The sequence below is a fragment of the Streptomyces sp. NPDC041940 genome (assembly GCF_055589465.1).
The window spans coordinates 206882-232849 of the sequence record NZ_JBVJBP010000006.1; the positions used below are offsets into that span (position 1 = coordinate 206882).

Sequence of the window (25968 nt, forward strand, 5' to 3'; positions counted from 1 at the left end):
CCGGGGAATCACGTTCCCCCACCAGGGGACGGGCACACGCCACGGCCCGCAAGCGGAAGCTGCCGGACGCGGGGAAGATCATCTGTGACGCGGAGGACGTTTGAGCGCGCGAGAACTGTGCAGGCGTGGTGCTTGGGAAAACCACCGGCGAAAGGAACGACGTAATGGCGGCGACCGACAATGACGAGTCGGTGGATCCCGCGGCTGTGAGACGACACCGGATGCTGTTCCGGGCGATCGAGAAGCGCCGCCACCCGAAGCTGCGCCGCAGCGACATCACGGTGACGGACGACGCTGCGGTCAAACGCGCCACGAAGGCCGCCGCTCTCGGCAACGCGATGGAGTGGTACGACTTCGGCATCTACAGCTATCTGGCCGTGACCATCGGCAAGGTCTTCTTCCCGTCCGGGAACGACACGGCCCAGCTGCTCAGCTCCTTCGCGACGTTCGCGGTGGCCTTCCTGGTGCGTCCGCTCGGCGGCATGGTCTTCGGACCGCTGGGTGACAAGGTCGGCCGCAAGCGCATCCTCTCCCTCACCATGATCATGATGGCGGTGGGGACCTTCGCCATCGGCCTCGTCCCCTCGCACGACGTCATCGGCATGTGGGCTCCGGCCCTGCTGATCTTCTTCCGGCTGGTGCAGGGCTTCTCGACCGGCGGTGAGTACGGGGGCGCCTCGACGTTCATCGCGGAGTACGCGCCCGACAAGCGGCGCGGCTTCTTCGGCAGCTTCCTGGAGCTGGGCACGCTCGGCGGCTATGTCGGGGCCTCCGGCCTCGTCGTCGTCCTCAACACCGTGCTCAGCGCGGACGAGATGCTGGCGTGGGGCTGGCGCATCCCCTTCCTGGTCGCGGCGCCGCTCGGGTTCATCGGTCTCTATCTGCGGCTGAAGCTGGACGAGACGCCCGCCTTCCAGAAGCTGGAGGGCGGCCAGGTCAAGGCGAGCGAGGCCGCCGATTCCGTGGAGACCTCGGCCACCGGTGACCTCGGCAAGATCTTCACCCGGTACTGGCGGCCGCTGCTGCTGTGCCTGGCGCTCGTCGCGGCGTACAACATCAACGACTACATGCTGCTGTCGTACATGCCGACGTACCTGTCCGACGAGCTGGGTTACGGCACCAATCACGGGCTGCTGATCCTGCTCCTCGTGATGGTCCTGCAGATGTGCGTCATCAACTACGTCGGACGGCTGTCCGACCGCTTCGGGCGCAAGCCGCTGCTGATGACGGGGATGCTGGGCTTCCTGTTCCTCTCCGTGCCGTCGTTCCTGCTCATCCGGCAGGGCAGTGTCCTCCTCATCGCCCTGGGACTGCTGATGATGGGGCTGTCCCTGGTGATGATGCTCGGCACGATGTCGGCGGCGCTCCCGGCGATCTTCCCGACCCACGTCCGCTACGGCTCCCTCTCGGTCGCCTACAACCTGGCCACCTCGCTCTTCGGCGGCACGACACCTCTGGTGATCACGGCTCTGATCAGCGCCTTCGACTCGACCCTCGTGCCGGCGTACTACGCCACGGGCGCTGCCGTCATCGGCGTCATCGCCGTCCTGTGCATGCGGGAGACCGCCAACAAGCCACTGGCGGGCTCGCCGCCGTCCGTGGAGACGGAGGCGGAGGCTAAGGAACTCGTCGAGGCACAGTCGCCCCAGCCGAAGTTCTGAGGACCGACGCGAAGGGCCCCGTCCGCAGGGTGCGGGCGGGGCCCTTCGCGGTTGGGTCCCGGCAGGCCGGGAACGCGGTGCGCATGTGCGGGGCGAGGAACCGCCCGGCGGCTACCTCGGGGCCCGGGTGCCGCCGGACGCCGACGCCCGGCCGTCGCACGCCTGGGCGGTGCCGCACACGGCGGCCCGGGGCCGGAGGGGGACGCCGTTGGAACGCAGCACCTCGCGGACGTCCAGGATCAGGGAGAACACCTCGTGGTTGCGGTCCTCGCCCTGCTCGTCCCAGGCCCGCTGCTCGGCTTCGACGGCCATCCGGTCCTCGGCGAAGACCCGTTCGGTGAAGCGCCTGATGAACGGCCAGGCCAGCTGTAGCGCGCCCGGGACCCGGGGCTTCTCGATCATCAGCAGACCGTAGGTGTGGCAGACGCGCTGCTCGGCGTCCTCGGGCACATAGGCGGCCCAGAGGCGGAACGCCGGACGCTCGGCGTTCTCGGGGACCAGGTCGAGTGTCTGGTACGGGTACGCGGTGCGGATGGTCATGACGTCGCTGGAGTCGCTGCCCCTGATGCCCTCCGCTGCCAGCAGACTGGCGCCGCGGTTCCGCTTCCCCCCGGCGTGGGTGAACAGATAGCGGGCCTCCACCGACCGCGCGTCGGTCCGGTGTTCCAGCAGTTCTGGGTGGAGCTTGCCGACCACGCCCCGGTGGAGGAACTGGTGGTTCATGTCGAGCAGGTTCTCGTGCATGAACGAGTAGTGGCAGCGCACGGTCCGGGAGTACGTCATGGTCCTGTACCGCGGTGAGCCGAAGGCCGGCAGATCGGGCAGGGCGGTGCCGGCCGCCTTGTCCGGGTCGCCCGGGAACACGAACACCAAGCCGTAGGCCTCGCGGACGGGGTAGCCGCGCACGCCGCGCGGCGGCCGGCCGTCGTCGCGGGACAGGTACGGGATCTGCGAGATGCGGCCGTCACCGCGATAGGCCCAGGCGTGATAGCAGCAGCGGAGGGTGTCGCCCTCCACGACGCCCATGCTGAGCGGCACCTGCCGGTGCGCGCACCGGTCCTCCAGCGCGTGCACGGTGCCGCTCTCCCCGCGGTACAGCGCGATCCGCTCACCCGCGAAGGCGGTCGCGACCACCCGCTTGTTCCGGACGCTCCGGGACAGCGCGACCGGGTACCAGAAATCGGGGTGCGCGCCGACGCGCCGGAGATCGGCCGTGCCGGTACCCGGATCGGGCTGCGGCGAGGACCGGCTTCCGTCCTCGGCGGGGAAGATCCTCGCCCTGTCGGTCTCGGTCATACCTCTCCCTCGCACGCGCACGGCTGTCCCGGGCTCCTCCATCCTGAAGGGGGCCTCCCGGCGACGCCTTGCCCAGCGCGTGCGGACGGGTGAGTTCCGCGTTCAGTGGGCGAAGGGCGGCGAGAAGCAGCCGCTCTCCGGGTACGGGCCATTGGCGACCGCCGAGAAGTTCGTCTTCTGTACGAACGCCATCACGCAGGCGTCGTCGTGAACGCGCAGGGCCACTTGCGCCCCCTCGGGCGTCACATAACCGTCGTCCTTCCAGCGCGAGGACATCTTGGCGACGGTGAGCGTCCCGCCGAGCCGCTTGCCGTCCGCTGTGACGCGCTCCTCCTCGTAGCCGAGCCGGAGCAGGGCCGCACGCACCGTCGCGGGGTCCCACGTCCGCCGCTTCCACAGCCGTTCGAGCACCGGCCTGATGCGATCGGCCTCCCGCTCGGCATCCTTCGCGTGGGCCGGGGACATCTCTCCCGGACGGCGGTGGCCGTTGTTCTCGTTGTAGTGCGGGGCCCCGTCACCGGCCCCGGGCTCCACGTACGGCGAGGCTCCGACGGCACTGGGCGAGGCTCCGGTGGTACTGGGCGAGGGCCCGGCAGTACTGGACCTGCTGGGAGCGGCCCCGGCCGTCGTGTCCGAGGCGTGCAGATCACCGCAGGCGGTGACGGTCAGGATCGCGACGAGGACAAGCCCCACAGCGGCAACAGGGGTTCGGCGAAAGGGCGTTGAGGCGGACATGCGGCGAGCCTCTCATCTCGGCCGGTCGGCCGGATGGGTGGTTTCGCGGGCCCTACTGAGTACGCGTACTCATGACGGCGTGGCGTCGAGGGGCGCGGCGAGTTCACCCAGGACGCTCGCCGCCGGCGCCGGGTCGACCAGCCACTTCAGGTGGCTGCCCCCGAGGGTGCGGACGTCGTACGGGTTGTCCGGCGTCAGCCGGTCGCCCTCGCGGATCAGCCGGTCCTGAAGGGCGAGAGGCATGCTCGCGTCGTCGGCCAGGCGGACGAAGGTCTTCGGGACACGGCCCCAGGTCGCGGCCTGGGCCCGGTCCTTCGAGGCGCCGGCGTCCAGGTTCTCGTCGGGCTGGAAGGTGTTCAGGAAGGTCAGGAACTCCTCGTCGGTGCCGTCGGCGAGGAAGGCCGCCTTGAACGCCGCGAGGGCGTCCGGGTCGGCGGTGCGGAAGTTGACGCGGAGCAGGCCGAGTTCGGCGGGGTCACCGGCCATCGCCGCACCCAGCGCGGCGACGTCGACCGTGGCCATCTCGGGCTCGGCGTAGTAGCCGCCGACGTCGAGATCGACCGGGCACCAGGCCGCGACGTAGACGATGCGGTCGATCAGGTCCGGCCGTGCGTTGGCCGCCGCCGTGGCCGTGATGCCGCCGCGGCTGTGGGCGACGAGGATCACGGGGCCGTGGCGCTTGGCCCGTTCCAGGATCCCGATCAGGTGCGCGGCGTTGTCGGCGAGCGTCACACCCTTGATCGAGCCGGGCGTGCCGGCGAGCCCTTCGAGATCCTGCGGCGCCTGATAGGCGTGGGTGTAGGTCGCCCCGAATCCGTGACCGGGCAGGTCGACGGCGACCGAGCGGTGTCCGAGGAGGCCGAGTTCGGCCTGGAGCGGTGCGAAGGAGAAGGAGTTCGCGAAGGCTCCGTGCACCAGCACGAAGGTCGGCCGCCCCGGTCCGCTCACGTCAGAGCCTCCTCGACCGTGGGGTGGCAGGCGACGACGGCGTCCAGGCCGACGAGCTGGACCACCCGCATCACCGATCCCCGGATCCCGGCCAGGCGCAGCCATCCCTGTGCGGCGTCGGCACGTTGATGGGTGTGGATGAAGACGTTGATGCCGCTGGAGTCGATGAAGGTCACGCCGCTGAGATCCGCCACGATCCGAGGCGCCCCGGCATCCCCGTCCTGGGGCAACAGGGCTTGCTGCAGTGCGTCCTTGACTCCGTGGTCGATCTCGCCGCGCAAGGTCACGACGCGGATGCCGTCGGCGGTGGAGTGCTCGATGGACAGCCGGTCCGGCCGGCTCGTCCCCTGGTTGTCGGTCACCGTCTCCTCAACTGCGCCTGGGCTGCCCCGTGCAACGTCTGTGCCGACGATTGTGCCGCACTCTCCCGGCCGGACGCATCCGATCGACTGTGCCGAACAACACGCCCGTGGCATGCATGACAAAGTGGGGGGTACACGCACGCGCGTGAACGGGGAGTAGAAGGACGATGCTGTTGGAGCCGCAACCCGACGGGGACCGTACGGAGCCAGGCGCCCGCCCGGCGCAGGTGGGCTACGCCCTGGGCGGGGACGACGGCTGCATCGCCCAGGCCCGTCACCACGCGGCCGACTTCCTCACCCGGCTCCGGGAGGAGCACGGCCTGGACGTCTCCCCGCGGGCCATGGACCTGACCCAGTTGGTCGTCAGTGAGCTGGTCACCAACTCCCGTAAGTACGCGCCCGGTCCCGTCCTCATGGAACTGCGCGTCGCGGGCACCGCGGTGGAGGTTGTCGTGTGGGACAGCGACCCCGCCGTGCCCGCGGCCCGGGCCGCCGACCCGGACCGCGTCGGCCAGCACGGCCTGGAGATCGTCAAGGCCGTCGCCCAGGACCTCGACATCGAGCGGCAGCCGGTCGGCAAGCGCATCACCGCCCGCATCTCCCTGGCCGACACGAGGCCCTGACCGGCATGCCTCTCGCCGCTACTCCTCGATCACCAGGCCCTTCGCCGCGAGCAGCGGCTCGAGCCCGCAGATGTCGATGACGGTCCTGCCCGCGCGGTACGCGGCGATGTAGTCCGCCTCGGTGTCGACCCGTTCCTGTGAGGCGGCGGCCACCTCGGCCGCGTCCTCGCGGCGGACGACGACCACGCCGTCGGCGTCGGCCCGCATCACGTCACCGGGGCGGACGAGCACGCCGCCGACGGTGACGGGCTCGCACATCGGCCCGACGGTCTCCTTGACCGTGCCCTTGATGGAGATGCTGCGGGAGAAGACGGGGAATCCCAGGGCGCGCAGGTCCTCGGTGTCCCGCACGCCCGTGTCGGTGATCAGGCCGCCGAGCCCCTTGGACTGGCAGGCGTTGGCGAGGACGTCCCCGAAGGAGCCGGCCTCCTCGTAGGCTCCGGCGGAGACGACGATGACGTCCCCCGGGCGGGCGTAGGCGATGGCGGTCTGCAGCATCAGGTTGTCGCGGGGTGCGCACTGGACCGTGAAGGCGGGGCCGCAGAGGGACATGCGGTGGTCGACGGGCTTGATGACCGAGTCCAGCGCGCCGAGCCGGCCCTGCGCCTCGTGGACGGTGGCCGAGGAGAAGGCCCGCAGTTGTTCGACCAGAGCTGCGTCCGGCCGATCGAACTTCGTGCTGACGCGGATCATGGCGGCCTTTCAGACGGAGGGAACGGTCGAGGGGGCGGCGGACAGGTCGGCGCACGCCGTCGCGATGCGCGCGCAGGCCTCGGTGAGCACGTCCGTCGACGTGGCGAAGGAGATGCGGAAATAGCCGGGCGCGCCGTACGCGGCTCCGTGGATGACCGCCACCTGCCCGCTGTCGAGGAGGTGGCGGGCGAAGTCCTCGTCGCTCTCGATCCGGCTTCCCGACGGGGTGAACTTCCCGATCGCGCCTTGGCAGTTGACGAGGAGGTAGAAGCCGCCGTCGGGGACGGTGCAGCTGAGACCGGGAATGTCGTTGACGAGCTTCACGGTGGCGTCGCGGCGTGCGCGGTAGACGCGCACGGTCTCGCGTACGAAGTCCTGCGGTCCGGTGAGCGCGGCAGCGGCGGCGGCCTGGCTCACGGAGGAGGGGCAGGAGGAGGTCTGGGACTGCAGCGTGTTGATCGCGGTGACCAGGTCCGCCGGGCCCACGCCGTAGCCGATGCGCCAGCCGGTCATGGCGTACGTCTTGGAGACGCCGTTGGTGAGGAACACCCGCTCGGCCAGACGGGGTTCTACGGCGGCCAGGGACGGGGCGTCCTCCTCGCGGTACCAGATCTCGTCGTAGATCTCGTCGGTGAGGACGCGCACCTGCGGATGGTCCAGCAGCACCTGGGCGAGCGCCCGCAGTTCGGCGGGGGTGTAGGCGGAGCCGGTCGGGTTGCCGGGGGTGTTGAGGACGACCCAGCGGGTGCGCGCGGTGATCGCCGCCCCGAGCCGCTCCGGAGTGAGCTTGAAGCCGTCCGCCTCGGGACAGTCCACGACGACCGGGGTGCCGTCGTTGGCGCGGACCATGTCCGGATAGGACACCCAGTACGGGGCGGGGACGATGACCTCGTCCCCTTCGTCCAGGGTGGCCATCAGGGCGAGGAAGATGACCTGCTTGGCTCCGCCGCCGACCGCGATCCGCGCGTCGGCGCACTCCAGTCCGTGGCGCTCGCGGAGCTTGCCCGTGATCGCGGCGCGCAGGGCCGGTGTGCCGTTCACGGGGGTGTACTTGGTCTCGCCCGCCTCGATGGCCTCGATCGCGGCGGCCTTGACGTGGTCGGGGGTGTCGAAGTCGGGCTCGCCCACGGTCAGGTCGAGGATGGTGTGGCCCTGGCTCTTCAGCTCGCGCACGCGTTGGGCGGCGGCCGTGCTGGGCGAGGGCTTGATACGGCGTACCCGCTCTGCCGTGTCCATGGGATCAGCCCTCCCTGCGCTCGAAGTTGAGGCCGCCGGGGACCTGGAAGGTGGGCAGGATCTCGATGTGGCCGATGTTGACGTGCCGGGGCGAGTCGACGGCGAACTCGATGGAGTCGGCGATGTCCTCGGGCTTGAGGGACTCGTAGCCGTCGTAGAACCGCCGTTGCGCCTCCTCCATGTCGCCGAGCAGACGGCCGAAGATCTCCGTCTCCACGCGGCCCGGGCAGATCTCGGTGACCCGGACCCGGCGGCCGTAGCCGTCGACCCGCAGCTGGCGGGAGAGGGTGTGCACGGCGGCCTTGGTGGCGTGGTAGATCGTGTTGCCGCCGAAGTTGTAGACGCCGGCGATGGAGCTGATGTTGACGATGTGGCCGAGGTCGCGCTCGACCATGCCGGGCATGAGCAGGCGCACCAGGTGCAGAACGGCCTGGATGTTGACGGCGACCTGCTCGTCGACGGCGAACTCGTCGGCGGTCAGGATGTTGCCGGTGCGCGAGACGCCGGCGTTGTTGACGAGGATGTCGATGTCCAGACCGTCCAGCTCGGCGGTGAGCGCCTCGGTGTCGGTGATGTCGACGGCGTGCGGGATGCAACCGGTGTCGCGGGCCAGGGCGTCGAGCCGTTCGGCGTTGCGCGCCACGGCGTGGACCTCGAGGCCGTGCTTGGCGAGTCGCTCGACGACCACGGCTCCGATGCCGGTCGACGCTCCGGTGACGAGGGCCGTCCTGTAGTCGGAGATGGGCATGCTGCTGTGCTCCTAGAAGTGAGGGGAAGGGGGATCAGGCGTCGCGCAGGGGCAGGTGAGCGCGGTCCTTCACCCGGGACACGGCGATGAGGGTGCCGAGGGCGGTGACGACGGCGTAGAAGGCCGGCATGTTGACGTTGCCCGTCTGGGCGATGAGGTAGGTCATCAGCAGCGGGGCCGTGCCGCCGAAGAGCGCGGAGGAGACGTTGTAGCCCAGGCCGTAGGCGGAGTAGCGCACCCGGGTGGGGAACAGTTCGACGAGCAGGATGTGGATGACGCCGGTGTGCCCGGCGAACACGACGGCCATGACACAGGCGCCGACGACGGCGAGGGCGAGGTTGCCGGTGCCGATCAGCAGGTAACAGGGGATACCGACGACGGCCATGGCGATCGCCGAGCCGGCGATGACCTTCTTCCGTCCGATCCGGTCGGAGAGACGCCCCATGTAGGGGATGGCGATACAGATCGCGACCAGGCTGGAGGCGGTGACGAGCAGCCCCTGGACCTTGCCGAAGTCGAGCTCGCTGCTCATGAAGGTGGGCATGTAGCTGAACAGGACGTAGTACCCGGAGCCGTTCATCAGGGGGATGAACAGGGCCAGCAGCATGGCGCGGCGGTGCTCGGCGGAGGTGAACGCTTCCTTCAGGGGGTTCTTGGACAGGCCGCCCTGTTCCTTCAGGCGGTTGAAGTTGGGCGTGTCGCTGATGCGCTTGCGGATGTAGATGCCGGTGATGCCGAGCGGGACGGCGAGCAGGAACGGGATGCGCCAGCCCCAGGACTCCATGCGCTCGTCGCCGAGTCCGCTGGTCATGGCGGCGGCGACCAGCGTGCCGGTGAGCAGGGAGAGGAAGGAGGCGATCTGCGCGTAGCTGGTGTAGAGGCCGCGCTTGCCCTCCGGGGCGTGCTCGGCGAGGAAGCTCATCGCGCCCGACGCCTCGCCGCCGACGGAGAAGCCCTGGGCGACGCGCAGCAGGATCAGCAGGGCCGGGGCCGCGATGCCGATGCTCGCGTAGGTGGGCAGGATGCCGATGGCCGCGGTGGCGACGCTGATCAGCATGATGACGAAGACCAGCATCCGCTGGCGCCCCATGCGGTCGCCGAGGTGTCCGCAGATGATGCCGCCGAGGGGGCGGAAGAAGAAGGAGACGGCGTACCCGAGGAAGACGAGCATGATGGCGTCGTCGGAGCCGGGGAAGAAGACGGCGGCGAGCGTGCCGGCCATGAAGCCGAAGATGCCGTTGTCGTAGAGCTCGGCGAAGATGCCGACGCATCCCGCGAGGGTGACCTTCCGGGCTGTTCTGGGGTCGACGGTGTTGGGGACTGGCTGAGCGGCCATGGTGGTCATGGCGTCTCCTGTCTTGCGGCGGTCTGGGGACGAGACGAGGGGCGTGGGGCTCCGTGCGGGCGGGCGAGGGGGACGGGGGGAACGGCTGGGGAGGTGGCTGGGCGTCAGGCCGTGTCGGGAGCGCGGATCCGCAGGGCCTCGAAGGCGGTGCGGACGCGGGTGCGCAGGGCGTCGACGGCGCCCCGCTGGGCGCGGTGGGCGGTGACCGCCTGGTCGAGGGTGCGGTGGCGGAAGCGGATGCTCTGCCCGGGGCGTACCTGCCCGAGGGCGGACAGGCCGGTGGCGGTGACGACGGCGAGGACGGGGTAGCCGGCCGTGACGCCCCGGCCGCGGTGCAGCACGAGGAGTTCGTCCCCCGCCGGCACCTCGACGGCGCCGATCGGGACGCCGCGGGAGAGGATCTCGCCCTGGGTGACGCGGCGGGGTACGTCGCCCCGCAGTCGCAGGCCGATGTGGTTGCTGCGCGGACTGACGGTGAAGGGAGCCTCGAACAGCCGGCTTCCGGTGTCTCCGAACTCGGCCCGGTCGGGGCCGTCGGTGACGTCGATGGTCCAGGTGGCGGGGAACGCGGGGACGGGGGCGTTCAGGCGGAACAGCGGGATCCGTGAGAAGGGGTGGTCGAGGGGCGGGCAGGCCGCGCGCAGCACGAGTTCGTCGCCGCCGCTCAGGGCGGGGCCGAAGCCCAGAATGGTGTCGGGGGCGCAGCTGCCCTGAAGGTAGTCGGCCTCGAACGAGCCGAGCACGGCCAGGTAGACGCGCAGCCCCCGGCGGATGCCGGTGACGCGAAGGGTCTCGCCCGCGCACACGGAGACCGGTTCCCACTGGGGGCGGACGCCACCCTCGACGGTCACGTCGGCGGGGGCGCCGGTCACGGCGACGAGGATGTCGGCGGAGGGCACGCACGCGAAGTCGAACGCCGTGATCTCCAGCAGCGGGGCGCGGTCGTCGTTGCCGCACAGGACGTTGGCGACGCGCGCCGAGTGCTGGTCGGCGGCTCCGCCGGCGGGCAGACCGTAGCGGGAGCGGCCGACCCGGCCGAGGTCCTGCACGGTGGCGATGCCCGGGGTGCGGATCGTGAGGGTGTCAGCCATGACAGGCCGCCAGGGGGGTGCCGGCGTGGTCGTCCCACTCGTCGGGGGTGATGGGGACGAAGCGGAAGGTGTCGCCGGGCCGGTAGGCGGTGATGGGGTCGCTGTGCGGGTCGAGGACGCGCACGGGCGTGCGTCCGAGGAGCGGCCAGCCGCCGGGCGAGGGCATCGGGCAGATGACCGCCTGCCGTCCGGCGACGGCCACCGCGCCGGGGTCGACGTGGGTGCGGGGTGACGCCAGCCGCGGCACCGGTTTCGGGAAGGGCGGGCCGTCCGTCATGGGTGCGCCGGCGGGTGCTCCGAGGCAGCGCACGGTGAGGTCGCTACCGGTGTGGAGGGCGACGACCTCGCTCTCGGTCAGGTCGAGTCGGCGGGCGACCTCGGGCAGGTCGGGCCCGTGCTCGCCGCCGTAGACGACGGGCACGACGAAGCGTCGGGGCGGTGATGCCGGCGCGGGGTCCGGTCCGAGGCGGGCGGCCTCGTGCGCCACGATCCGCCGGACGGTGTCGTGGTCGGTGCCGGTGCAGTCGAACTCCACGAGCAGGGCGTCGTAGGTGGGCACCACGTCGTGGACTCCGGGGAGCCGGACCGCGTCCAGGGCGTCGGCCAGGGCGTGGACGAGCCGCCAGGCGTCTTCGGCGTCCAGGCCCACGGCCCTGGCGGTCAGGGCGGAGTCACCGCAGTCCGTGATCGTGATGTTCCCGTTCATGTCAGGCGCCCGTCCCGCTCAGCACCTTGTCGAGCGAGGCGATCTCGACACCGGCGGCGAGGAGTTCCGCGCGGATGCGGCCGGCCAGCGCGATCGCGCCGGGGCTGTCGCCGTGCAGCAGGACGGTGTCGCAGGCGACCGGGATGTCCTTGCCGTCGGCGCTGCGGATGACTCCCTCGGTGACCATGCGCAGGGTCCGCCGGGCCACCTCGTCCGGGTCGTGGACGACCGCTCCGGGCTCCGAGCGGGGGACGAGGGTCCCGTCGTCGCGGTAGGCGCGGTCGGCGATGCCGACGATGCCCACGCGCAGTCCGCGGGCCCGGGCGGCGTCGGCGAGCTCGCCGTCCTGCGCGAGGACGATCAGCGACTCGTCCAGGGAGGCGACGGCGTCCACGACGGCACGGGCGTAGTCGGCGCGTACGGCGACCAGGTTGCCCAGGCGTCCGTGCGGGGCGACATGCCGCACCCGGGTGCCGTGCGCGACGGCGAACGCCTGGAGGGCGCCGATCTGGTACAGCACGTCGGTGCGGACCTCCTCGGGCGTGAGGTCCATGGCGCGGCGGCCGAAGCCGACCAGGTCGGGAAAGCTCGGGTGGGCGCCCACGGCCACCCGGTTCTCGACGCAGGTCCGGACGGTGGCGTCCATGATGCGCGGATCGCCGGCGTGGAATCCGCAGGCGACATTCGCGGACGTCAGCATTTCCAGGAGGGCTTCGTCGTCGCCCATTGTATAGGCGCCGAATCCCTCGCCCAGATCGGCGACGAGATCAACCTTGGGGGTCATGAAGTCCTCCGGGAGAATATGGGGAAGGACAATGCGAGGAAGGGGAATGCGATCACGTCTCGCCGATTTCCCGAAATGCATCCTGGCTGGATGTTCCGCTCAACTTAATCCCCTGCTCGCTCGACCGCCAATATGCGTTCGATCTGGCGTTATCGCGAACGGTTATGACCTGCCTCACACGCCGGGCCCTCTCGGGGCTGTGCTTCCGGGTGCCCCCTCCCTACGATGAGGCTCCGCTCCCCGTGGAAGGCCCCGCATGGACACCAGGCGTCTGTACTCGTTCATCAAGATCATTGACGCGGGGAGCATCACGCGCGCGGCCGACATCCTGCACATCGCCCAGCCCGCGCTCAGCCAGCAGCTGTCCGCGCTGGAGGCGCAGTTCGGGCAGCAGCTGCTGATCCGCAGCAAACGCGGGGTGGCCCCGACCGAGGCGGGCCGGGCGCTGTACCGGCACGCCCAGCTGATCCTGAGGCAGGTGGACCTCGCGCACGCCGCCGTGGAGGTCTCCGGCCGGGCCCCCGCCGGCAGCGTGTCCGTGGGTCTCGCGCCGTACAGTCTGGGCGCGGCGCTGGCGCTGCCGCTGCTGAAGAGCGTGCGCGAGCGCTATCCGGACATCCTGCTGCACATCAACGAGAACTTCGGCGGTGTGATCAGCGAGGCCATCATGACCGGGCGGATGGACATGGCGTTCATCTACGGGGCCGGCCCGCTGCGGGGTGTGCAGTTCGAGCCGTTGCGGACGGAGGACCTGTTCCTGATCGGCGCGCCCGGCGGCACGGCCCCGCACGGAGCGGGCGAGGTGGATCTGGACGAGCTCAAGGACGTGCCCCTGCTGCTGCCCAGCCGCATCCACACGATCCGGCAGGTGGTGGACGCCGCCTTCCAGCAGGCCTCGCTCCTGCCGAACGTGGCGGGTGAGGTCGAGTCCGCGCTGACCCTCGTCAACGCCGTCGACGCGGGCCTCGGCGCCACCGTCCTGCCCTGGTCGGCCGCGCGCGCCATCCTCGACGTCCGCTCCCTGTCGGTACGCCGCATCGTGCATCCCGTGATCCAGGTGAAGCTGTCCCTGGTCACCTCGGACAACCAGCCCCTGTCGGAACCCGCCCTGGCGGTGCACGACCTGTTCCTGGAACTCATCACGGACTTCGACGAGACACCGCACGAAGAATCACCGCACGAAGAATAAGAAACCGCAATAGCGTCACACAAAACCTCTATTTGTTTCCGGCGGCAGTCGCGGCTAGTTTTCTGCGAAAATCGCTGCCCTGGAGACATGAATGCAGAAGCGTGTGCTCACCACCCGTGAAAACCTGCCCGGCAACGGCCTGGACCGCTTGTCCGAGGCTGCGGAAAGGGTGGCCTGGCCCGGTGACGGCAAGCCCGGGCCCTCGGACCTCGCGGCGCTCGCACCCGGAGTCAGCGGAATCCTCGCCCTGGGCAACGACCCGGTGGACGGCGCGCTGATGGACGCCGCCGGCCCCTCTCTGCGGGTCATCGCGCTGGCGAGCATGGGCTTCGACAACGTCGACCGGGCCTCCGCCGCCGAGCGCGGCATCGTCGTCACCCACACCCCGCGTGTGCTCGCGGAGACCACCGCCGACCTCACCTTCGCCCTGATCCTCGCCGCCCGCCGGCGGATCGGCGCCGCCGGGGCGAGTATGGCGTCGGGGTCCTGGGGGCTGTTCCGGATGCACGACTACCTCGGTCTGGACATCCACGGCGCCACCCTCGGCCTGGTCGGCTACGGCCAGATCGGCCGCGCGGTGGCCCGCCGCGCCCACGGGTTCGGCATGCGCGTGCTCCACCATGACCCCTACGCGCCCGACGACGACCTCTCCACCTCGGTCGATCTGGCCACGCTGCTCGCCGACTCCGACGTCGTGTCGCTGCACGTCCCGCTCACCGAGGAGACGCGACACCTCGTCTCCGCCCGCGAACTGGCCGCGATGAAGCCCACGGCCACGCTGGTCAGCACCTCCCGCGGCGGTGTCGTAGACGAGGAGGCCCTGCTGCACGCCGTCCGGGATGGGCGGCTGCACTCCGCCGGACTCGACGTCTTCGAACGCGAGCCGATGGGAGCGCAGTTGTCACCGCTGGTCGCCGAGCCGAACGTGGTCACACTGCCCCACATCGGCTCGGCCACCGAGGCCACCCGGGCCGCCATGGTCGACCTGGCGGTCGACAACATCCTGGACGTCCTGGCCGGACGCCCCGCCCGGACGCCGCTGCCGGGCAGCCCAGCGGTGCCCGGCGACGTCGTCCGGCAGCCCTGACCGGCCTCTCCCACTCGATCTCCGACGGCTCACCGGACCAGTTCGGCCGGCTTGGCCGCCTTGCCGAGCAGCCACTCCAGAGGGCCTCGCCGGAAGTACCGGGACCACACTGCCGCCAGCAGGGTCACGGCGGCGATGAAGCCGAGCAGCACGTGCGGCGGTGAGCCGGGGAGTTCCTCGATGCCGAGGAAGCGCATGCCGACGACGTGGAAGACGTACGCGGTCAGGGACATCGTGCCGACCGCGATCACCGGTTGGACCAGCCGGTGGAAGCGCGGGAAGGCGTCGACGGCCGCGAGACAGCCGGCGAGGACCGCGATCGCCACACCGGCGTTGGCGATGATCGAGAGGGTGGTCTCGCTGTGCGGGGAGGCCACGAGGAGGGCGGCCGGGGTGTCGCCGCCGGGGTAGCCCCAGGTGTCGGACCACCAGGCGGACGCGGCCGAACCGCCCTCGCCCCAGGCGGAGGCGTTGATCGCGGGCAGGGCTCCGGGCACCAGGTGCAGGGCCAGCCAGGAGCCGCCGTAACCGAGCACGGCCAGGGAGACACCGGTGAGGGCCAGGCGTATGCGGACGGCGGTGGCGGCCAGGTCCAGGCGGGCCACGGCCATGCCGACGACGACGAAGGGGATCCAGGTCAGCGCGGGGTAACTGCCGGTGAACAGCAGCGAGACGATGCCATCGGCATCCGCGGGCCAGGCCCAGATGCCCCCGGGGCCTCCTTCCTCGCCGGAGTTCAGGGCGCCCTGGACGACGTACAGCACCTGGGGAAGGACCAGCGCGCCGGACGCGGCGATGATCGCCAGCGGGCGGGCGCTCAGCCGGTAGAGCGGCAGGACCAGCAGGAAGTACAGGCCGTAGAAGGCGAGGATCACCTCGACCGGCGTATCGGTGAGCGTGAGCGCGGTGCCCAGGGCCAGCAGCACCAGCGCCCGGATCACGACCTTGGCGACCGCCTGACGACCCGCCCGGCCCGTCTTCGGGGTGCGGCGGCCCGTGATCAGCATGATCGAGAAGCCGGCGAGGAAGGCGAAGAGCGCGGAGGCCCGGCCGTGCGCCAGCTCCATGAGGAAGCCGGTCGCTCCGCCCTCGGCGGGATCGGGGCCGACATGGGCCGCGTACATCCCGAAGACCGCGAGCCCCCGGGCGAGGTCCACTCCGATCAGGCGTCCCACCGGGGCGTGTCCACGCGCGGCGGTTTCCGGCCGGGCGGCGGGCGGTGCCGCGAGTGCCGTGTCGTCTGCGTTCTGGGTCATGATTCCAGGCTCTGGACCCGCCTGAGCCGGGACCATCCCGCACCTGTCCGGTCCGGCCCGCCGGACGGCGGGTCCGGACCCCCCGAGTGGCGGGAGCGTCCCGCCGCACCACCGCACACGGGATTCCACGTTCTACGGTGGGACCGGTGCCGGTCGGCACCGACGTGCGGCCGGAGGCGTGCGCACGGGGACGACGAGGCGGAGCACGCGTGATCCGGGTAGTGGTGGTGGACGACGAGGCGCTGGTGCGGTCCGGCTTCAAGCTGATCCTGGGCGCGGCGGACGACATCGAGGTCGTCGCGACCACGGCGGGCGCGGAGGCCGTCGACAGCGTACGGCGGGAGCGGCCGGACGTCGTGCTGCTGGACATCCGGATGCCGGACGTCGACGGCCTGACCGTGCTGCGGGAGGTGCGGGCCCTGCCGAAGCCGCCGGTGGTGGCGATGCTGACGACGTTCGACGCGGACGAGTACGTCCTCACCGCGCTGCGCTCCGGAGCGGCCGGGTTCCTGCTCAAGGACACCGAGCCCGATCAACTCGCCCAGCTGGTAAGGACCCTGGCCGCGGGCGGGGTCGTGATGTCGCCGAAGGCGTCCCGTGCCGTGTGGCAGAGCCATCCCGGGGCCGCGGCGGCCGGCGATGCCGAGGCGGCGCGCGTGGGACGGCTCACCGAGCGTGAGCGCGAGGTGCTCGTCCTGGTCGCGGAGGGCCTGTCCAACACGGAGATCGGTGCCCGCGTCCATCTCAGCGCGGGCACGGTGAAGGATCACGTCAGCGCGATCCTCACCAAGCTGCGGGTCGGCAGCCGGGTGCAGGCCGCGCTGCTCGCACAGCGGGCGGGTCTGCTCGACGGGCGACGGCGTTCGGGGTCCGGGCGATGACGGCTCGCCGTGCGTGGTGGGCGCGCGTCCCCGAACCGGTCCTCGACGTCGTCATCGTCGCGATCGCGGCCGGGGACGTCTGGTTCAACCTGGACGGGGAGTCCCGCCTCACGACGGCGGTGGCCGCCGCGGGCTGTGCCGCGCTCGTGTTCCGCCGCCGCTTCCCGCTCGCGGTGTTCGCGTGCACGCTTCCGGCCAGTCTGATGCTGGACATCGTCTTCGCCCCGTTCGCCGCCCTGTTCACGCTGGCGGAACGGTCTCGGGACCGTCGGCTTCTCGTCGTGTGCGCCGTGCTGTTCGCGCTGGCGTCAGCCGCGCCCTGGCCCCTGGACGACTTCGCCTCGCGCGACCGCACCTGGACCCTCGTCTACTTCTTCTACACGCTCGCCACGGCCGCCGCACCCGTCCTGCTGGGCCAACTCGTCCAGGCGCGCCGGGACCTGGCCCGTAGGCTCGTCGAGATCGAGGAGGCACGCGAGCACGAACGGCTGCTGCACTCCCAGGCCGTACTCGCCCGCGAGCGCGCCCAGCTCGCCCGCGAGATGCACGACGTCGTCTCCCACCAGGTCAGTCTGATCGCCGTACAGGCCGGTGCCCTCCAGGTCGCCGCCACGGACCCGGACTTCAAGGAGGGCGCCCGCACCATCCGCTCCCTCAGCGTCGACACCCTCGACGAACTGCGGCACATGGTCACCCTGCTCAGGGCCTCGGGCGGGCACGCCACCGAACTCACCCCGCAGCCCACCCTCGCCGACCTGCGCACGCTCCTCGCGACCAGCGGCATCGACACCGAACTGGTCGGCGCGCTCCCGCCCGACGTCGGCACGCCCGCCCAGCGCGCCGTGTACCGCACCGTGCAGGAAGCCCTCACGAATGTGCGCAAGCACGCCCCCGGAGCCACCGCGACCGTGCGGCTCTGGTGTGCCGACGACGGCGAGGCCTTCGGTGTGACCGTCACGAACACGCCTCCCACCCGCCCCGCCCTCCCGCTGCCCGGGTCCGGTCAGGGCCTCGTCGGGCTCAAGGAGCGCGCCGAACTCCTCGGCGGCGCCTTCGCGTCGGGCCCCACCGCCGGCGGGGGCTACGAGGTGAGCCTGCGGATTCCGGACCCGGCAGGATGACAACGAGGTTCACGGCCGGCCCGGGCGGTGTCGTGCCCGTTGCGCGTCCAGGGCCCGCGATCGACTCGTTGTCCCGATCCACGGGCGCAGACTCGCAGTCGTCCTGGTCCGCGTCGCTGACGGCGCGGGCAGCGGACCTGTTCGTCAGAGGGCCGTGAACGTCCACAGCAGGTTGGTGCTGCTGTCGTACGTCCACTGCTTGGTGACGGAGCCCGAGGGCACGTCGCCGCCGCCGTCGAGGACCAGTCCGGTGGTCCGGTTGGCGATCGAGTAGCGGCCGTCGCCCCGGTGGGTGATCGTCCACTGCTGGTTGTTCCCGCCGTTCCAGGCAGCCTGCCGGGCGGCGGAACCATCGGTGGTGGCACCCCAGCCGTCGGCGACCATGCCGTTGGCGCGGTTGACCAGCTTGTAGTAGCCGCCTCCGACCTCCACCGCCTGCCACTGCAGATTGTGGCTGCCGTCCCAGGTCCACTGCTTCAGGTCGGCCCCGGAGTCGACGTCGCCGCCGCTGTCGAGGGCCAGTCCGTCGGTGACGTTGGTGACGCGGAAGTACGTCGAGGGACTGAACCGGACCTTGAGCGAGCTGACCCGGTCGTTGGCGCCCGTACCCCGGAGGTCGGCGTGGTCGGCGGTGAACGTCCAGGAGGTGCCGGTGAATTCGTCGCCGGACCAGCCGGTGACCTGGTAGCCGGGGGCCAGTCGCAGGGAGGAGAGAGCGCGTGTGCCCAGCCCGGCCGCGGCCAGTTCGTCCGCGGTGTAGTCGCCGAGGGGGAGCACGGCGGCGGCGCCGGAGTGGTTCACGTCCCTGAAGCCGACGGCACCGGTCAGCGGGCGCAGGCCGGGGATCCGGCCGGAGAACGCGAACTTCAGGACGTAGGCATCGGCGCTGTACGGCGCCGATGACGGCAGCGTGACCGTCAGCCCGGAGGCGTTCTGTGTCGGCCTCGGCAGGCCGGTGCAGGTGCCGGCGGTGGAGCCGAGCAGCTTCACCGAGGTCAGCGACGAGAGGTCGATCCGGTCCGAGCTCAGCGTCTTGACGGTCAGTGAGCTGCCGGGCCAGCCGAGCACGGTGGCGTACAGGACGGTGTTCGCCTTGTTGCGCGTGAAGCGGATGTCCTGTGCCGTGCCGGCCGTGGGCCGGGTGAAGGAGCCGCCGCCCATCTTCGTGGGTCCCTCGCCGTACGCGGTCCACGCGCGGGTCGCGTACACCGACTCGCCGAAGCGCTTCAGATGGTCTCCGATGCCCAGCAGGATGTCCTTCTGGACCTGGGGAATGGTGCCGTCGGCCTGCGGCGCGATGTTCAGCAGCATGTTGCCGTTCTTGCTGACCCGGTCGATGAAGGAGTGCAGCATCTGCTGGGTGCTGTAGTAGCCGATGTTCTGCGTGTGGCACCAGCTGTTGCTGGAGATGCTGTCGTCGGTGAGCCAGTACGGGGCGGTGAGGTCGGCCGGGCCGCCGCGCTCGTAGTCGAAGACCTCGCCCTTGCCGTTCATGCCGTCCTTGTACGTGGCGACGACCTCACGGCCCCAGCCGGTGGCCTGGTTGTAGTAGTACGCCAGGAAGTTCAGCCGCTGCGTCTCGTCGACGGCGTCCAGGTTGAAGTCCTGCCAGAGGATGTCGGGTTCGCACCGGTCGATGACCTCCTTGAGCTTGTCGAACCAGAGCCGGTTCTCCTCCGTCGCGCTCAACTGCCCGTAGAGCTTCTTGAGGCTGGGGTCCATCTGGGCGGGGGCGTGCTCGTAGTAGCCGGTGTAGTTGTAGGCGTGGTGCATCGCGACCAGCAGCTTGAGGCCCTTGGCGCGGATGGCCGTGGTGAAGATCCGCAGCAGGTCGAGCCGCGGGCCCTTGTCCACCGAGTTCCACTCGTTGACCTGGCTGTCCCACATGGAGAAGCCGTCATGGTGCTCCGCCACGGGGCCGGCGAACCGGGCGCCCGCGTCGACGAACAGCTGCGCCCACTCGTCGGGGTCGAAGTTTCCTCCCGCCGACTTCAGCTTGGGCGCGAACTGCACGGTGTTGCCCGCCAGATCCCGCGCGCCGTCGATGAAGTTGTGGAACGGCCACGCCGACGGGCTGCCGTAGGTCGCGATGTGGTGCTTGTTGGCGTTGCTGCCGCCCGCGTACATGTTGCGCGGGTACCACTCGCTGTCATAAGCCGGAACGCTGAAGGCGCCCCAGTGGAAGTAGACGCCGAACTTGGCGTCCTGGAACCACTCCGGGGCCGGCGGGTGCCGGTCCACCGAATCCCAGTCGGGCGTGTACCTCCGGGGCGCCGCCTGCGCGCTGCCGGCACCGAGCACACTCGCGGCGCCGGCCGCCGCGGCCACGCAGGTGGCGCCGGCCAGGAACTGGCGTCTGTTGATCGAAGACCTCGGCATGGAGACATCCCTGGTATGAGGGGGCAGGAGACGTTACGCACGAAGATCGACCCTGAATCATGGGATGTCAACGGGTGCGACGGAATGAGAAGCGGTGAATGACTCTGTGCCAGACCTGGCATTTCCTCATTTACCATGCCTTTCTCATCGGCCAGACATGGTATGTTTCCCGGCACTGTCCAGCCGGCGAGGAGTTCGCGATGTCACTCACGGACAAGGCCATCGAGCAGCTTCGCGAGCTGATCAGGACCGGTGCCCTGCCTCCCGGCTCGAAGCTCCCTCCGGAGGCCGACCTGGCCGCCCAGTTGGGCCTGTCCCGCAATCTGGCGCGCGAAGCCGTCAAGGCACTGGCCGTCGCTCGCGTGCTGGAGGTCCGGCGGGGCGACGGCACCTATGTGACCAGCCTGCAGCCGAGCCTGCTCCTCGGAGGGCTCGGCGGTGCGGTGGAACTGCTGCAGGGCGACTCGGCCGCGCTCCAGGACCTCATGGAGGTACGGCGGCTTCTCGAACCGGTCGCCACGGCGCTGGCCGCCACCCGGATCTCCGACGCCCAACTTGCCGAGGTGGAGCGGCACTTGGATGCCATGCGCGAGGCCCGTGACGATGTCGAACAGCTCAACGCCCATGACGCCGCCTTCCATCGCGCCGTCGTCTCGGCCACGGGCAACGAGAGCCTCCTCGCCCTGCTGGAGGGCATCTCCGGCCGCACCCTGCGCGCCCGCGTCTGGCGCGGCCTGGTCGACACCCGGGCCGCGGGCCGGACCCTCGCCGAGCACGAAGCGATCTTCAGGGCCCTGACCGCCCGTGACGCGGCCCTCAGCCAGGCGGCGGCACTGCTTCATGTGAGCAACACGGAGCAGTGGCTGCGGGAACACCTGGGCTCGGGCGCGGCGCTGTCGAGTTGAGGCGGCGGTTCAGGGTGCGGGCGGCAGGTGGACCGTCATGATCAGGTCGCAGGGTTCGCTGCCGGAGCCGCGGTAGGTGTGCGAGGCGTCGCCGTCGAACGTGGCGGTCTGCCCGGCTTCCAGGGTGTGTTCCGTGCCGTCGACGATCAGGGTCATACGGCCCGATGTGACGCTGACGGTTTCCACGACTCCCGCCTGGTGGGGATGGCTGGGGTATCCCTCGTCCGGCTCCAGGCGCCAGCGCCAGACCTCCACCGGGGCCGGGCCCGAGGTCGTCAGCATGAGCCGGGCCTCACTGCCCCGCTCGCCGGTCCACAGGGGCGCCACGGCGTCTGCGGCCACGACACGGACGACACGGCCTCCGGGCGACCCCTGCATCAGGGCGGACACCGAGATGCCGAGGGTGTCGGCAAGCCGGACCAGGGTCGCCAGATTGGGGTTGCCCTGGGCTTTCTCCAGGGCGACCAGGGCCCCCTTGCTCACCTGGGCCCGGCGGCCTAGCTCCTCCAGGGACAGGCCGGCCCGGGTGCGCGCCGCGCGGACGTTGTGCGCGACCGTCCGCAGGGCCGCGGCTGTCTCGGCCAGGACGTGCTGCTGTGATCGCTCCGCTGGAAAAGGAAACCCCGCCCATGACCTCCTTCCACCTCTCCCCCGCCGTCGCGGAGGCCTTCCCCGGCACCCTCATCGCCCTGGTCACCGCCACCGGCCTCCGTGGCCACGAGCCGTGGCCCCGGACCAGTGCGGCCCTGGAGGAACTGGAGCAGCAGGTCGCCGCCGGCAGCTGGCACCCGGCCGACGAGACCGACCCCCGCATCGAGGCCTGGCACACCGCCTACCGCTCCTTCGGCACCAACCCCCGCCGCAGCCGCCCCAGCGTCGACGCACTCGGCCGTCGCTTCGCCAAGAAGGGAACGCTGCCGCGCATCAATCCGGCCGTCGACTCCTACAACGCCGTCTCGGTCCACCGGGGGCTGCCCGCCGGCGCCTTCGACCTCGATCAGGTCACCGGCGACATCGGCATCCGCCACGCGGACGGCACCGAGTCCTTCACCCCGCTCGGCGAACCCGGCACCGTCGAACACCCCAAGCCCGGCGAGATCATCTACGCGGACGCCAACGGGGTCCTGACACGGCACTGGAACCACCGCGACGCCCACCGCACCCGCGTCACCGAGGACTCCACCCGCGTCGCCTTCATCCTGGAAACCCTTCACGCCGAGCGCGACGGCAATCTCCTCAAGCTCGCGGCCGATCAACTGCTCGACCTGCTCGCCCCGCACGCCACACGGACCGCCGGGGCCTACCTCACCCCGGCCCGGCCCCGGGTCACCGTCTGAGGTTTCATGCCTCAGTTCGCTTCGGGGCGGTTGTCGCCGATGCAGTGCCCTTCGTCCCCGGCTCCGGTCGCCCCCTCACCGTCCCCCGGTGCCGGGCCCAGCAGGACCTCGATGCCCGCGCGAAGGTAGCGCTCCAGCGTGGCGTCCGGTGCCGAGGTCAGGGCGGGTGGGCGGATCTCCGCCCGCATCAGGCTGGTGCCGAGCATCCAGGCCGCCAGGAGTTCCGCCCGCAGATCCGCGTCGGGGCCCCCGATCCGGGCGGCCAGGCGCTGGGAGAACACCTGGGTGAAGTCCGCCCGCAGCCGCGCCACCGCCTCGTCCCGGCCGGAAGAGCGCAGCACGGACATCACCGGGTGCGGGAAGCCGCCCTCCCTCGGCGGACCCGTGAGCAGCGCGCAGAACCAGTCGGGTATCGCGTCGACGGGCTCCTCCAGCAGCGGCTCGAATATCTTGCCCGTACCCGACACGTCGTTGAACAGCGCTTCTTTCGAGCCGAAGTAGCGGTAGACGAGAGCCGCGTCCACACCGACGTCGCCCGCGATGTCGCGCACGCTGGTGCCCTCGTAGCCGTACTTGCCGAAGCGGAAGGCCGCGGCGGCCCGCAGCGCGGTACGCGTCCCCGACGCCGAGCGTTTGTGGGCGGGCCGGCAGGCCTCCGCCTTCGACGCCTCGCCCTTGTCTGCTCCGGTCACGTACCGCACCTCCGTGGTCCACGGCCCCTCGGCCATCCGCCCATGTTCCAGTCTGCGGCGGCTGTCTCAAAGTCACCGACCGATGTCATCAATCGTTGACCTCTGTTCTCGCCGCATGACATACCTGACTCAGGTCAACGATCGGTGACTTGAGTCCTCGCTGTGCCCGGGCCGTACGACGGAGTCGGCCCTTCAGACCTGCCCGCAGGACGCGACGGCGCACGTCCCGAAAGCCGTCGCACGCGGGCACCTCCACCGACCGGAAAAGGTGATTCTCTGTGCCTGCTCGACGCGTCGCCGTCATCGGAACCGGCTACGTCGGACTGACAACCGGCGCCTGCCTGGCCTCTCTCGGACACACTGTGGTGTGCGCGGACGCCGACCCGCACAAGGTCGGGCGACTGCGCGAGGCCCGGGTGGACATCCTGGAGCCCGGTCTGCCCGAGACCGTCCGGGAGGCCCAGGACGCGGACCGGCTCGACTTCACGGGCGACACCACGGCCGCCGTCGCCGAGGCGGACGTGGTGTTCCTGTGCCTGCCCACGCCCATGGGGGCGGGCGGCGCGGCCGATCTCGCCGCCGTGGAGGCCGTGGCCGCGCAGATCCGCGACGTACTGCCGCCCGGCTGTGTCGTCGTCAACAAGTCGACGGTGCCCGTCGGTACGTGTGAGCGCGTGGCCGCGCTGCTCGGCCGGGACGACGTGGCCGTGGTGAGCAACCCGGAGTTCCTGCGCGAGGGCCGCGCCGTCCAGGACTTCCTGCACCCCGACCGGATCGTCATCGGCTCCGCCGACCGGGACGCCGGCCGGCGCGTGGCCGAGCTGTACTCCGAACTGGACGCGCCGCTGGTGCTCACCGACGCCGCCAGCGCCGAACTGACCAAGTACGCGGCGAACTTCTTCCTCGCGATGAAGCTGTCCTTCGCCAACAACCTCGCCACCGTCTGCGAACGCTTCGGCGCCGACATCAACGATGTCACCGAGGGCATAGGCCGGGACCCGCGCATCGGCTCGGCGTTCCTGCGGCCCGGGCCCGGCTGGGGCGGTTCCTGTCTGCCCAAGGACACCCACGCCCTGCTCACCGTGTGCGATCTGGCCGGGGTCGACTTCCCACTGCTGCGCGCCACCATCGAGACCAATGTCGCCCACCAGCGGCAACTCGTCGACCGGGTCGCCGCCGCGTGCGGGCGCGCCGAGGACGGCTCGCTGCACGGCGTACGGCTCGCCCTGTACGGCCTGACCTTCAAGGCCGGCACCTCCGACCTGCGCGACTCCCCCGCGCTCTCCGTCGCCCGACTGCTGCGCGAGCGGGGCGCCGAACTCACGGCGTACGACCCGGCGTTGCGCGAGGAGCGGCCCGACCTGAGCGACCTGGTCGAACTCGCCGACGACCCGGTGCGGGCGGCTGAGGGAGCGGCGGCCTGCCTCGTCCTCACCGAGTGGCCGGAGCTGCGTGACCTCGACTGGGCGGCGATCGCCACGCGCATGGCCGGCCACGAGGTCCACGACTTCCGCAACCTGCTGGACGCGGACCGCCTCGCGCGGGCCGGACTGAGCCGGCAGGGCATCGGGCGCGCCGAGGCGCCGACACGGGTGGCGTGACACCTCCTCCCTCCCTGGAAGAAACACCGAGAGAAAGGCTCCTCCATGCGGGTTCTGTGCACCACGCTCGGCAGTCCCTCCCACGGACGTGCTCAACTGCCGCTGCTGCGCGCCCTCTCCAAGGCCGGGCATCAGGTGCTGGTGGTCACCACCGAAGCCCTCGCCCCCGTCTTCCGTGACGACGATGTTCATGTGAACGCCGCTCTGCCCGATTTCGATCCGCTCGCCGCGATGGGTCCCTACCTCGCCGATCTCCAGGAGAGCGCCGACCTCACGGAGCCGACGGCCGCGCTGACCCGGCTGCTGATGCGGCACCTGGCCGGGCCGGGAGTCAAGCCGCACCTGGACATCCTGCTCCCCCTCGCCAAGGACTTCCGGCCGGATGTGATCCTGCGGGACGGCATGGACATGGGTGCGGTGCTGACCGGCGAGCTGCTGGGTGTACCGCAGTTGCCGACGCCTTCCGGGTTCAGCAACATCCTGGACCCCGCCGAGGTGCTGCCGCGACTCAACGAGCGGCGCGAGGAGCTGGGGCTGCCCGTGCGGGACGACCCGCTGTCGCTCGTTCCGCACGGCCGCGTCGACTACGTGCCGCCCGCCTTCTCCTTCGCCCGGCATCTGCACGAAGCGTGGGCCTACCGGCAGACGGTGGACGTCGAGCGCGGCGGCGTGCTGCCGGAGTGGCTCGCCCGGCTGCCCACGGACCGGCCGCTGGTGTACGCCGCGATCGGCACCGCCCTGCCGGTGGTGCGGGAACGCCTGGCGGGCCGGGACACGCCCCTGCCCGTGAAGTTGCCGGACCCCGCCGAGAGCCTGGACGCGATCGTGGGTGCGGCGGCCGAACTGGACGACTGCACGGTGGTCGTGTCGACGTCCGGGGTTCCGGTGGACACCGAGGGGCTCCCCGGGCACGTCCATGTCGCCGAGCGGGTGCCGCAGCCGCTGCTGCTGGAGTCGGTCGACCTGTTCGTCACCCACGGTGGCTTCAACAGCATCCGCGAGGCCATGCGCACCGGCACGCCCCTGGCGGTGCTGCCGCACTTCGGCGACCAGCCCGCCAACGCGGACCGGGTGGCGGAGCTGGGGCTCGGCCGTCACCTCACGGACCGCTCCGCGGCCGGTATCGCAGACGCATGCCGAGCGCTCCTCGCCGACCCCGGGCCCCGGGCGCGGGCCCGGTCGGCCCAGCTGGCGATGCTGACGCTGCCGGAGGTCGATCAGGCGGTCGGTGACCTGGCGAAGATCGCCGTCTAGCCCCCGGCCCGCCCGGCACGGGCCGCTCCGGAATCCCG

At 71.0% G+C, this 25968-nt stretch carries 25 protein-coding genes; 10 read left to right on the top strand and 15 right to left on the bottom strand.

The features are described from left to right. The first annotated feature begins 164 nt into the window (after positions 1-164). Positions 165-1661 (top strand): glycine betaine/L-proline transporter ProP, encoded by a 1497-nt coding sequence (gene proP / locus ACZ6I3_RS13505; protein ID WP_469414354.1) that lies wholly within the window; start codon positions 165-167, stop codon positions 1659-1661. A 111-nt stretch (positions 1662-1772) separates the two neighbouring features. Here proP and ACZ6I3_RS13510 read toward each other — a convergent pair whose 3' ends face one another. From ACZ6I3_RS13510 to ACZ6I3_RS13525, 4 genes are all read right to left on the bottom strand, one after another. Then, complete coding sequence (locus ACZ6I3_RS13510) at positions 1773-2957, bottom strand: Rieske 2Fe-2S domain-containing protein (RefSeq protein ID WP_469414355.1); 1185 nt, start codon at positions 2955-2957, stop codon at positions 1773-1775. A gap of 102 nt (positions 2958-3059) precedes the next feature. Beyond that, the gene (locus tag ACZ6I3_RS13515; protein ID WP_469414357.1) at positions 3060-3650 is read right to left on the bottom strand and encodes a hypothetical protein; all 591 of its coding nucleotides are present in this window, start codon (positions 3648-3650) and stop codon (positions 3060-3062) included. Positions 3651-3761: 111 nt separating this feature from the next. Then, positions 3762-4640 carry an alpha/beta fold hydrolase gene (locus ACZ6I3_RS13520; RefSeq protein WP_469414358.1) on the bottom strand — a complete coding sequence of 293 codons (879 nt, stop codon included), beginning with the start codon at positions 4638-4640 and terminating at the stop codon, positions 3762-3764. After that, on the bottom strand, positions 4637-5002 hold the full coding sequence (locus ACZ6I3_RS13525; RefSeq protein ID WP_469414360.1) for an STAS domain-containing protein: 366 nt from the start codon (positions 5000-5002) through the stop codon (positions 4637-4639). Before ACZ6I3_RS13525 ends, ACZ6I3_RS13520 begins: the two co-directional genes overlap by 4 nt. Before the next feature lie 173 nt (positions 5003-5175). On the opposite strand from ACZ6I3_RS13525, the gene ACZ6I3_RS13530 reads away from it, so the two are divergent. Beyond that, a complete protein-coding gene (locus tag ACZ6I3_RS13530; protein WP_469414362.1) occupies positions 5176-5625 on the top strand; it encodes an ATP-binding protein in 450 nt (149 codons plus the stop codon). A gap of 18 nt (positions 5626-5643) precedes the next feature. Here ACZ6I3_RS13530 and ACZ6I3_RS13535 read toward each other — a convergent pair whose 3' ends face one another. The 7 genes from ACZ6I3_RS13535 to ACZ6I3_RS13565 all read right to left on the bottom strand — a co-directional run bounded on the left by ACZ6I3_RS13535 (position 5644) and on the right by ACZ6I3_RS13565 (position 12228). Next, complete coding sequence (locus ACZ6I3_RS13535) at positions 5644-6318, bottom strand: 4-carboxy-4-hydroxy-2-oxoadipate aldolase/oxaloacetate decarboxylase (RefSeq protein WP_469414363.1); 675 nt, start codon at positions 6316-6318, stop codon at positions 5644-5646. A gap of 9 nt (positions 6319-6327) precedes the next feature. After that, the gene (locus ACZ6I3_RS13540) at positions 6328-7554 is read right to left on the bottom strand and encodes an aspartate transaminase (protein ID WP_469414365.1); all 1227 of its coding nucleotides are present in this window, start codon (positions 7552-7554) and stop codon (positions 6328-6330) included. A gap of 4 nt (positions 7555-7558) precedes the next feature. Beyond that, the gene (locus tag ACZ6I3_RS13545) at positions 7559-8302 is read right to left on the bottom strand and encodes an SDR family oxidoreductase (protein ID WP_399022832.1); all 744 of its coding nucleotides are present in this window, start codon (positions 8300-8302) and stop codon (positions 7559-7561) included. Positions 8303-8336: 34 nt separating this feature from the next. After that, positions 8337-9647: an MFS transporter gene (locus ACZ6I3_RS13550; protein WP_382829603.1), complete on the bottom strand. Its 1311-nt coding sequence runs from the start codon at positions 9645-9647 to the stop codon at positions 8337-8339. Between the two features lie 104 nt (positions 9648-9751). Then, entirely contained in the window at positions 9752-10738 is a 987-nt protein-coding gene (locus ACZ6I3_RS13555; protein ID WP_469414367.1) for a 5-oxoprolinase subunit C family protein, read from the bottom strand. Beyond that, positions 10731-11444 carry a 5-oxoprolinase subunit B family protein gene (locus ACZ6I3_RS13560; RefSeq protein ID WP_469414369.1) on the bottom strand — a complete coding sequence of 238 codons (714 nt, stop codon included), beginning with the start codon at positions 11442-11444 and terminating at the stop codon, positions 10731-10733. Before ACZ6I3_RS13560 ends, ACZ6I3_RS13555 begins: the two co-directional genes overlap by 8 nt. A 1-nt stretch (position 11445) precedes the next feature. Beyond that, on the bottom strand, positions 11446-12228 hold the full coding sequence (locus ACZ6I3_RS13565; protein WP_469414371.1) for a LamB/YcsF family protein: 783 nt from the start codon (positions 12226-12228) through the stop codon (positions 11446-11448). A gap of 256 nt (positions 12229-12484) precedes the next feature. On the opposite strand from ACZ6I3_RS13565, the gene nac reads away from it, so the two are divergent. Both nac and ACZ6I3_RS13575 read left to right on the top strand, forming a co-directional pair. After that, the gene (gene nac / locus ACZ6I3_RS13570; protein ID WP_469414372.1) at positions 12485-13417 is read left to right on the top strand and encodes a nitrogen assimilation transcriptional regulator NAC; all 933 of its coding nucleotides are present in this window, start codon (positions 12485-12487) and stop codon (positions 13415-13417) included. Positions 13418-13508: 91 nt separating this feature from the next. Continuing rightward, positions 13509-14504 carry a 2-hydroxyacid dehydrogenase gene (locus tag ACZ6I3_RS13575; protein WP_469414373.1) on the top strand — a complete coding sequence of 332 codons (996 nt, stop codon included), beginning with the start codon at positions 13509-13511 and terminating at the stop codon, positions 14502-14504. Positions 14505-14533: 29 nt separating this feature from the next. Here ACZ6I3_RS13575 and ACZ6I3_RS13580 read toward each other — a convergent pair whose 3' ends face one another. Further along, positions 14534-15760 (bottom strand): DUF418 domain-containing protein, encoded by a 1227-nt coding sequence (locus tag ACZ6I3_RS13580; protein WP_469414376.1) that lies wholly within the window; start codon positions 15758-15760, stop codon positions 14534-14536. Between the two features lie 209 nt (positions 15761-15969). Between ACZ6I3_RS13580 and ACZ6I3_RS13585 the strand changes: the two genes are divergently transcribed. Then, entirely contained in the window at positions 15970-16641 is a 672-nt protein-coding gene (locus ACZ6I3_RS13585; RefSeq protein WP_469414378.1) for a response regulator, read from the top strand. Beyond that, a complete protein-coding gene (locus tag ACZ6I3_RS13590) occupies positions 16638-17762 on the top strand; it encodes a sensor histidine kinase (RefSeq protein WP_469414379.1) in 1125 nt (374 codons plus the stop codon). Before ACZ6I3_RS13585 ends, ACZ6I3_RS13590 begins: the two co-directional genes overlap by 4 nt. A gap of 144 nt (positions 17763-17906) precedes the next feature. Here the strand turns inward: ACZ6I3_RS13590 and ACZ6I3_RS13595 are convergent, their stop codons facing one another. Beyond that, a complete protein-coding gene (locus ACZ6I3_RS13595; RefSeq protein WP_469414381.1) occupies positions 17907-20141 on the bottom strand; it encodes an alpha-L-fucosidase in 2235 nt (744 codons plus the stop codon). A 200-nt stretch (positions 20142-20341) separates the two neighbouring features. On the opposite strand from ACZ6I3_RS13595, the gene ACZ6I3_RS13600 reads away from it, so the two are divergent. Beyond that, on the top strand, positions 20342-21046 hold the full coding sequence (locus tag ACZ6I3_RS13600) for a FadR/GntR family transcriptional regulator (RefSeq protein WP_469414383.1): 705 nt from the start codon (positions 20342-20344) through the stop codon (positions 21044-21046). Between the two features lie 9 nt (positions 21047-21055). On the opposite strand, the gene ACZ6I3_RS13605 is transcribed toward ACZ6I3_RS13600, so the two are convergent. Next, positions 21056-21631, bottom strand: coding sequence for a helix-turn-helix domain-containing protein (locus ACZ6I3_RS13605; RefSeq protein WP_469414564.1), 576 nt, complete (start codon positions 21629-21631; stop codon positions 21056-21058). 44 nt (positions 21632-21675) lie between these two features. Here ACZ6I3_RS13605 and ACZ6I3_RS13610 point away from each other — a divergent pair, with 44 nt between their 5' ends. Next, entirely contained in the window at positions 21676-22383 is a 708-nt protein-coding gene (locus tag ACZ6I3_RS13610; protein ID WP_469414384.1) for a B3/B4 domain-containing protein, read from the top strand. Positions 22384-22394: 11 nt separating this feature from the next. On the opposite strand, the gene ACZ6I3_RS13615 is transcribed toward ACZ6I3_RS13610, so the two are convergent. Further along, positions 22395-23075: a TetR/AcrR family transcriptional regulator gene (locus ACZ6I3_RS13615; protein WP_469414386.1), complete on the bottom strand. Its 681-nt coding sequence runs from the start codon at positions 23073-23075 to the stop codon at positions 22395-22397. Positions 23076-23353: 278 nt separating this feature from the next. Between ACZ6I3_RS13615 and ACZ6I3_RS13620 the strand changes: the two genes are divergently transcribed. Together ACZ6I3_RS13620 and ACZ6I3_RS13625 are read left to right on the top strand one after the other, a co-directional pair. Continuing rightward, the gene (locus tag ACZ6I3_RS13620; protein ID WP_469414387.1) at positions 23354-24676 is read left to right on the top strand and encodes a UDP-glucose dehydrogenase family protein; all 1323 of its coding nucleotides are present in this window, start codon (positions 23354-23356) and stop codon (positions 24674-24676) included. A 45-nt stretch (positions 24677-24721) separates the two neighbouring features. After that, complete coding sequence (locus ACZ6I3_RS13625; RefSeq protein ID WP_469414389.1) at positions 24722-25930, top strand: glycosyltransferase; 1209 nt, start codon at positions 24722-24724, stop codon at positions 25928-25930. Positions 25931-25968: the final 38 nt, after the last annotated feature.